Genomic DNA, 5,337 nt, shown 5'->3' on the forward strand with positions numbered 1-5,337 from the left:
GGGGCGCGGCGGTGCTCATCCCGCGGTGCTCATCCCGCGGTGCTCATCCCGCGGTGCTCATCCCGCGGTGCTCATCCCGCGGTGCTCATCCCGCGGTGCTCATCCCGCGGTGCTCACCCCGCGGGTGCTCACCCCGCGGCGCTCACCCCGCGGTGCTCACACCGCGGTGGGCGTGAAGGTGACCGGGAGTTGGGTCAGCCCGCGCATCCACACCGACGGATGCCACACCAGATCCTCGGCGGGCAGCCCCAGGTTCAGGTCGGGCAACCGGTCGAGCAGGACCTCGACACTGGTCTTCGCGATCACCTCGGCCACCTCCGGCGCCGGGTACGGACAGCCGTGCTCGCCGTGCCCGAACGACATGTGCGCCCGGTTGCCCGTCGTGTCCGGCAGTGCCAGCCGCACGTTCGGGTCGGTGTTGGCCGCCGACAGGCCGAGGACGAGCATGTCCCCCGCGCGGATGCGCCTGCCCGCCAGTTCGGTGTCCCGGGCCGCGAACCGCCCGATGAAGTTCTGCGTCGGCGTGTCGTGCCACAGCACCTCGGTCAGCGCCTGCCCGACACTCTCCCGGCCCCCCGCCAGCGTCAGGGCGAACCGCTCGTCGGTGAGCATCAGCCGCAGCGTGTTGCCGATCCAGTTCGCGGTCGGCTGCTGCGCCGCCGAGGCCACCACCAGCAGGTCGAGGGAGATCTCCTCATCGGTCAGCCCGGCGGGGTGCTCAAGCAGGGTCGACGGCACGTCCGGGCCGGGCAGCGACCGTTTCCGCGTCAGCAGCTCCGCCATCGCCTGCTGCACCCGCCCGTAGGCGGGGCCCGCGTCCGGGCCGACGTCCAGCGACGTGCGGATGTCGTGCACCAGCGTCGGGATGTCGCCCTCGGGCAGGCCGTACATGGTCGCCAGCACCGACAACGGCATCTTGAGCACGTACTCGCTCATCAGCTCCGCCTCGCCGCGGCCGGCGAAGGTGTCGATGAGCGCGTCGGCGATGCGTTCGCAGTTCATGCCGATCTCGAACTGGTCGAACGCGCCGAGGGCGTCCCCGAGCGCCCCGGCGCGGCGCCGGTGTTCCTCCGCCTCGGCGAACATCACCGACGGGTTGTGCATCACGTACGGCATCAGGGGCCAGTCCTCGGGCACCCGGTCCCACATGTTCCACCGTCGGGTGTCCCGGGCGAACAGGTCCGAATTGGACGCCACCTGGTGCAGTTCCCGGTAGCCGATCACGAACCACGCCGGGATGTCCCCGTCGAGCAGGACCGGGGCGACGGGGCCGTGCCGGCTGCGGATGTCGGCGTACAGCACGGCCGGGTCGTGACGGAACCGCTCGCCGTAGAGCGGTTCGGCGTTGTCCAGCGACGACCGGAGGTCGGTCATGACGTACTTCCCTGGGTCGACATCGTGTACAGGTGGTCGACGAGGGTGATCAGGACCCGCTTGGACGACTCCCGGTCACGGGCGTCGCAGTCGATCAGCGGCACCTCGTCGGCGAGGCTCAGCGCCTCACGCAACTCGTCGAGATCGTGCGTGGCACCCGGGAAGTTGTTCCGGACCACGATGAAGGGGGTGCCGTGGTGCTCCAACCGGTCGATGGCGTACCAGGAGTCCTCCACCCGGCGCGTGTCCACCAGCACGACCGCGCCGAGGGTGCCCGCGAACAACCGGTCCCAGAGGAACCAGAAGCGTTGCTGCCCGGGGGCGCCGAACAGGTACAGCACCATCTCCTCGTTGAGGGTGATGCGACCGAAGTCGAACGCCACCGTGGTGGTGTTCTTCGCGTCGACCTCGCCGTTCTCGTCGACTCCGAGGCCGGCCTGGGTCATCGTCTCCTCGGTGTTGAGCGGGCGGATCTCGCTCACCGAGCGCACCATCGTGGTCTTGCCGACACCGAACCCGCCGACGACGACGATCTTCACGCCGTCCGCCGCCGTGCTGTGCAGCGGCGTGCGGTCGGTGGCGGGACCGGCGGTGGGATCGGAGGAGGTGGGATCAGAGATTGTGGAGTCCAACGAGCACCTTTTCGAGGAAGGCCGGGTCGGGCAGTTCGGCCGTGGTCCGGCGCGCGCTGGGATGGCGGGCCGTGACCTGGCCGGTGCCCAGCAGGTCCGTGATCAGGATCTTCACGACGCTGACCGGCAGGTCGAGTTCCGAGGCGATCTCCACGACCGCGGTGGGATACCGGCAGATCCGCAGGATCCGCGCGTGTTCGGACTGCATCCCGGGGGCCGGATCCGACTCACCCACGATCAGCGTGACGAGGTCGAGGTCGCTGTCGTCGGCGCGGCTGCGCCCCCCGGTCACGGTGTAGAGCCGGTCCGGGTCCTCACTGTCGATCGCGTGCCGGATCATGCCGGTCGACCGTCGGGTCCGGGCCTGCGGGGCGGGGCCGTCAGGAACGGTCCGAGCTGTTCGACCAGCTCGTTCAGCTTGTGCCCCACGAGACCGACGTCGGAATCCTCCTCGGCGAGCAGGGCCAGGTGCGCCCCCTCCCCCGCCTCCACGATGAACAGCAGCCCGCCGTGGAACTCGGTCATCGACTGGCGTACTCCCCCGGAGCCGTCCCCGAACTCCATCGACGCGCTCTGCGCGAGCGCCTGCACGCCCGCGGCGACGGCGGAGAGCTGGTCGGCCCGGTCGACGCCGAGCCCCTGGGTGTGACACAGCTTCAGTCCGTCCCTGGAGAGCACCAGCGCGTGGTGCGCGCCCGGCGTCTGCTCCAGCAGACGCTCCAGTAACCATTCGAGACTCTGGTTGGTGGTAGTCATCACGCGATCCTTGTCAGCTGCGGTCGGGTGGTGCGGCCGGTGCGGATCAGTCGGAATCCGGCCGCGATTCCGGGGATGCGGTGTCCTGTTTGTCTGAACGCAGAGCCTGGCGGAACGCCCCGAACCGCGCTCCCGCGTCGCCGCGAGGCCGGTCGGACCCGGCGCGGGGCTGCCGGGGCGGCTGGGGAGCCGAAGCCAGGGTCTCGCCCCGGCGCCGCTTCGGCAGCTTCCGCAACGCCGAGTTCCGCTGTGGCTCCGACGGTGGTTCGTCATCGGCGTCCTGCCCGGGCCACGGGTTCGCGGTGCCCGGCGCTCCGGGGGGAACCGCCCCACCCGGCGCGGCACTCCCGGGGGTCGTGGTCCCGGGTGCCGTGCTCGTCCCGGGTGTCGTGGTTTCGGACGGACCGGCACCGGCGGTGGGGTCCGCGGTCGTGCCCTTTGGTCGCCGCGTCCCCGGCAGCGTCGCCGTGGCGGACGACGCACCGGCCACCGCGGAGCGGTCCCGCACGGTGGCCTCGGCCCGGGACGTGCGGGTGTCCGACAGGGTGTTCCGGGCGGTCTGCCCCGAAGGGGCGGGAACCTGCTCCTGGCGGGGCTGGGTCACCAGGTGGTTCGGGATCCGCAGCACCACACCGGTGCCACCGCGGGACGAGGGCCGGAAGTACACCTGGAGCTTGTGCTTGCGGGCCAGGCACCCGACGACGGCGAGGCCGAGCCTGCTGCCGGACAGCTTGGTCAGATCGAGCCCGACGGTACTCGAGACCGACCGCTCGGCCCGCTCCAGCGCCTGCGGCTTCATCCCCAGCCCACCGTCCTCCACCGTGATGACGATGCCGGTGTGCAGCTGCTCGACGTAGACGTGCACCTCCTCCGACGGCGCGGAGAACTTGGTGGCGTTGTCCATCAGCTCGGCCAGCGCGTGCATCACGTCCTCGGCCGCGTACCCGACGATCGCCGAGGTGCTCGTCGAGTGCAGGCGCACCCGTTGGTAGGCGCGGATCCGGCCCATCGCACCGCGGAGGATGCTCTCCATGACGATCGGCTTCGTCCAGCGCCGTCCGGACCGGGCACCGGTCAGCACGGCGATGCTGTCCGCGAGCCTGCCCGCCTGCGCGGTGCTGTGGTCCAGGCTGAGCAGATCCCCGAGCACATCCTCGGAGTGCCGGTGCTCCATCTCGCGCAGATCGGCGAGCATGCTGGTCGCCATCGCCTGCACGCGCCCGGCCGCGTTGGCACACGCCGACATCGCCGCCGCGCGCTGGCGTTCCCCGACACTGATCTCCCGGACCAGCAGCCGCAGCAGGCGCGCGTGGACCTCGTCCGACGGTCGCGGCATCTCGGCCAGCACGGTGTCCGCCGAGGCGCCCTCGCGCAGTCGGTCCACCGCGGCGGGGAGCGTGTCGTCGGCCAGTCGCTCCAGTTCGGTGCGCCGGTCGGCCGCCTCGCCGCGGGCGGACGACAACCACCCGTCCCGGTACACCGCGAACGCCGCCGCGGCACACGCCAGTAGTGCCGTCACACCGCCCACAGTGGCCACCAGCGGTCGTTGCGCCACGGGTGTTTCCCATGCCACCCACAGCCACACGCCCCCGGTGACGAGCACCGAGACGAGCAGGACGAGCGAAGCTCGGACCAGCGGCGAGCGCGAACCGGTGTCGCGCCACCCTTCGGACAGGGAAATGGGAGCCCCCAAATGTACCTGTGACATCAGTATGGCCTCGCGCCGACGACCGCCCCTCGAATCGCGTCGACGAGACCGAGAGCCTAGTAGGTCGTGCCCCGCCCCGGCCAGAGAGGTGGCACCGCGAGTCGCGAAAAAGGCACGCCACGTCATCGGCGCGGTGTCCGGGACGGCACGCGGACACGACGGGCGGTACCCGGCACCGACGGTGGACCCGGGAGCGGCACACTGGGGGACATGGTCGACGACACGGGGATCCCGCGGACGGATGCCGACACGGCGGGAGCGGACGGGGGCGGCGCCGCGCGCGGCCGTCCGTTGACGATCGCCTTCGTGTGCACCGGCAACATCTGCCGGTCGCCGATGGCGGCGTCGGTGTTCACCGAACACCTGCGCGCCGCCGGGCTGGACGACGGGGTGGAGATCGTCAGCGCCGGGCTCGGCTCGTGGCACGTCGGCGAACGGGCCGACCCGAGGGCGCGGGCGACCCTGGTCGAGCACGGCTACCCGGACGACCACGTCGCCGCACAGGTCGGCCCCCGGCATCTGGACGCCGACCTCCTGCTCGCCGCCGACGGCGGCCACCTGGACGAACTGCGGGCACTGGCGGGACCGTACGCCGACGTGCGGCTCCTGCGCGGCTTCGACCCGACGGCGCCGCCGGGCGCCGAGATTCCCGACCCGTACTACGGCGCGGGGGACGGGTTCACCGACGTCCTCGGCATGATCGAGCGTTCCGTGGCCGGGCTGCTCGACTGGGTGCGGGAGAACCGGTGACGACCGGGAGCCCGACCGACGCCGAGGAGGCGATCACGCGGCACGTCGGCACCGCCCCCACCGGCACGGGGGCGCTCGGCGGTGGCGCGGTGGTCGCGACCCTGCCGAACGGCCGCC

6 protein-coding genes are annotated in these 5,337 nt (G+C 71.7%); 1 reads left to right on the forward strand and 5 read right to left on the reverse strand.

Annotated elements, in window-relative coordinates; all coding sequences use genetic code 11:
• Positions 1-156: 156 nt before the first annotated feature.
• The 5 genes from SACHA_RS0109515 to SACHA_RS26530 are packed head-to-tail and all read right to left on the reverse strand — an operon-like array spanning position 157 to position 4,281.
• Positions 157-1,374 carry a cytochrome P450 gene (locus SACHA_RS0109515; protein ID WP_019809212.1) on the reverse strand — a complete coding sequence of 406 codons (1,218 nt, stop codon included), beginning with the start codon at positions 1,372-1,374 and terminating at the stop codon, positions 157-159.
• On the reverse strand, positions 1,371-2,006 hold the full coding sequence (locus SACHA_RS0109520; protein ID WP_019809214.1) for a GTP-binding protein: 636 nt from the start codon (positions 2,004-2,006) through the stop codon (positions 1,371-1,373). The genes SACHA_RS0109515 and SACHA_RS0109520 overlap by 4 nt, the downstream gene beginning before the upstream one ends.
• Entirely contained in the window at positions 1,987-2,346 is a 360-nt protein-coding gene (locus SACHA_RS0109525) for a DUF742 domain-containing protein (protein ID WP_007026563.1), read from the reverse strand. Before SACHA_RS0109525 ends, SACHA_RS0109520 begins: the two co-directional genes overlap by 20 nt.
• Positions 2,343-2,762 (reverse strand): roadblock/LC7 domain-containing protein, encoded by a 420-nt coding sequence (locus tag SACHA_RS0109530; protein WP_019809215.1) that lies wholly within the window; start codon positions 2,760-2,762, stop codon positions 2,343-2,345. The genes SACHA_RS0109525 and SACHA_RS0109530 overlap by 4 nt, the downstream gene beginning before the upstream one ends.
• A 46-nt stretch (positions 2,763-2,808) precedes the next feature.
• Positions 2,809-4,281 (reverse strand): sensor histidine kinase, encoded by a 1,473-nt coding sequence (locus SACHA_RS26530; protein WP_332253596.1) that lies wholly within the window; start codon positions 4,279-4,281, stop codon positions 2,809-2,811.
• Positions 4,282-4,680: 399 nt separating this feature from the next.
• Between SACHA_RS26530 and SACHA_RS0109540 the strand changes: the two genes are divergently transcribed.
• On the forward strand, positions 4,681-5,220 hold the full coding sequence (locus SACHA_RS0109540; protein WP_019809217.1) for a low molecular weight protein-tyrosine-phosphatase: 540 nt from the start codon (positions 4,681-4,683) through the stop codon (positions 5,218-5,220).
• The last annotated feature ends 117 nt before the right edge of the window (positions 5,221-5,337 follow it).

The sequence above is a fragment of the Saccharomonospora halophila 8 genome (genome assembly GCF_000383775.1).
Classification (GTDB): domain Bacteria; phylum Actinomycetota; class Actinomycetes; order Mycobacteriales; family Pseudonocardiaceae; genus Saccharomonospora; species Saccharomonospora halophila.

Bases quoted from the DNA above. Each gene is read 5' to 3' on its own strand.
- SACHA_RS0109515 (WP_019809212.1), bottom strand. From the start codon at position 1,374: ATGACCGACCTCCGGTCGTCGCTGGACAACGCCGAACCGCTCTACGGC.
- SACHA_RS0109540 (WP_019809217.1), top strand. From the start codon at position 4,681: ATGGTCGACGACACGGGGATCCCGCGGACGGATGCCGACACGGCGGGA.
- SACHA_RS0109530 (WP_019809215.1), bottom strand. From the start codon at position 2,762: ATGACTACCACCAACCAGAGTCTCGAATGGTTACTGGAGCGTCTGCTG.
- SACHA_RS0109525 (WP_007026563.1), bottom strand. From the start codon at position 2,346: ATGATCCGGCACGCGATCGACAGTGAGGACCCGGACCGGCTCTACACC.